The organism is Bradyrhizobium aeschynomenes (genome assembly GCF_013178945.1).
GTDB lineage: Bacteria > Pseudomonadota > Alphaproteobacteria > Rhizobiales > Xanthobacteraceae > Bradyrhizobium > Bradyrhizobium aeschynomenes.
The window spans coordinates 1-302 of record NZ_JABFDM010000057.1; the positions used below are offsets into that span (position 1 = coordinate 1).

1 protein-coding gene is annotated in these 302 nt (G+C 65.9%); it reads left to right on the forward strand.

Annotated elements, in window-relative coordinates; genetic code table 11:
- A partial coding sequence (locus tag HL666_RS33955; protein WP_172115641.1) for a chemotaxis protein CheW occupies window positions 1-302 on the forward strand: 302 nt, incomplete at both ends.

Here is a 302-nt window from a genome sequence, read left to right on the forward strand (position 1 = left end):
GAGCAGCTCACGTCGCTGCTGGTGTTCCGCGCCGGCACGGCGCAGCCCAAGGCGGTGCCGCTGGCGCTGGTCACGCGTCTCGAGGAGATCGCGGCCGACAAGATCGAGATCTCCAATGGCCGCTACATGGTGCAGTACCGCGATCAGCTGATGCCGCTGGTGCAGATGGAAGGCGTGTCGGTGCAGACCACGGGATCGCAGCCGATCCTGGTGTTCGCCGACGAAACCCGCGCGATGGGCCTCGTCGTCGACGAGATCATCGACATCGTCGAAGAGCGGCTCAACATCCAGGTCTCCGGCGC